General features: G+C 76.9%; 1 protein-coding gene. It reads right to left on the bottom strand.

Annotation, left to right across the window (positions count from 1 at the left end; genetic code table 11):
• On the bottom strand, positions 1 to 1,276 hold a 1,276-nt coding region (locus tag ACIQOV_RS40810), incomplete at its 3' end, for a N,N-dimethylformamidase beta subunit family domain-containing protein (protein WP_401056115.1).
• Positions 1,277 to 1,581 lie beyond the last annotated feature (305 nt).

Raw genomic sequence — 1,581 nt, forward strand, 5'->3', positions numbered from 1 at the left:
GGAAGCCGGTGTCCACCCGGTCGTACTCGACCCCGACCAGGTGCGGGAACGAGGCCCCGGCCGCGACGCCCGTTCCCTCGAAGGCCCAGTGCCCGGGCGAGGTGACCACGTACGGGGCGTCCACCGGGTAGCCGTCGTAGATGACGCCGAGCATCGAGCTCTCCGGGTCGGCGCCCGGGCCGGCCCGGAAGTCGGTGGTCGCCGGGGCGCCCGACAGGTGGCCCGGGTCCTGTGCCCAGGCGTCCTTGTAGCAGACCACCGTGCGGTCCGGCCCGAGGTCGGTCGGCTCGAACCGGACCCGGCGGAAGCAGCAGTTGGCGCCCAGGATCGCCAGGTTGGTCCCGGCGTCGCGGGCGGCGACCACGTTGGCCCGCTGCTCGGGCGACCAGTACTCGTCGTGGCCGAGCGACAGGACGGCGGCGGCCCCGGTCAGCAGGCCGGGCTCGCGGGCCACGTCGATGCCGGTGGTGTAGGCGAGCGGCAGGCCGAGCCGCTCGGCGAGGGCGACCAGGGGCGCCTCGTAGACCAGGAACAGCCCGGCGCCGTGGTCGTAGTCGTACGGACGGTCGAAGACGGCCTTCAGCGAGCGGGTGGCCAGGCCGCCGGTCGGGCCGTTGTAGAGGCTGTAGCCGCCCCACTCGTTGTAGGCCTGCCAGGTCGCCGGGGCGCTCATGATCACGGTCCTGCCGGCGGTGCTCGCCGAGCGGACGGTGAGCGGGACGTAGCGCCGGCCGGAGCCGTCCTCGGCGTCCAGGCGCAGCAGGTAGGCGCCCTCGGGCCAGCCGGCGGTGTCCACCGCGAGGGTGCGCTGCCAGCCGGTCAGCACGGTGCGGGTCACCGGGTCCACGTGCGGCGCGGCCTGCCGGCTGCCCGGGACGTGCTCGCGGCGCCAGACCAGCCGGGCGCGGGCGCCGTCGTACCAGCCCATCCGGTAGGCGGAGACGGTGAAGGCCGCGGCCGGGGTGGAGACGTGCAGGCCGAAGGGCTCGCCGGGCAGGACGCTGACCCGGTCGGCGAAGCCCGCGATGGCGTCGTCCGGGCCGGGGTCGGTGATCTCCCAGTCGGGGTTGCCGGGGCGGGAGCGCTCGCTCGTCGGCCCGGTGTGCCCGTCGGCGGCCGGGCTGCCGGGGGTGCTCGGGGCGGAGGAGGCCGCCGTGGCCGCCGCGGCGGACGGCTGCGTGGCGGCGGCCGGGGCCGGGCGGGGGTGGCCGCAGGAGGTGACGGCGGCCGCCATCAGGCCCAGGCCCAGAATCCTGCGCCGGCTCGGCTCCGCCACCGCGACCTCCGTGTTTCCTCGTGCGTGCCCGTGTCCGGGGCCGTGGGCGCGTCGACCCGGTCGGTGGCGGCGCGCTGGGGGCCGCCGGCCCGGTGTGTCGGCCGCGCGGACATCCTCGCGTGTTTCGCGAGGCCCGTGCGGGCCGCCGCGCCGGGCCGCAGGCGTCGCCGGGCTCCGTGGGGGCGCCACAGGGGCGCTTCAGGGGCGCCCCTGGGCGTCGGCGAAGGCGGCCGGGACGGCCCGCGACCGGGCAGGACTGGTCGTAGCTTCGGCGTGACATGTGGATCAGCATAGCCAAGAGGTTG

Source organism: Kitasatospora sp. NPDC091257 (genome assembly GCF_044757675.1).
GTDB lineage: Bacteria > Actinomycetota > Actinomycetes > Streptomycetales > Streptomycetaceae > Kitasatospora > Kitasatospora lactacystinica.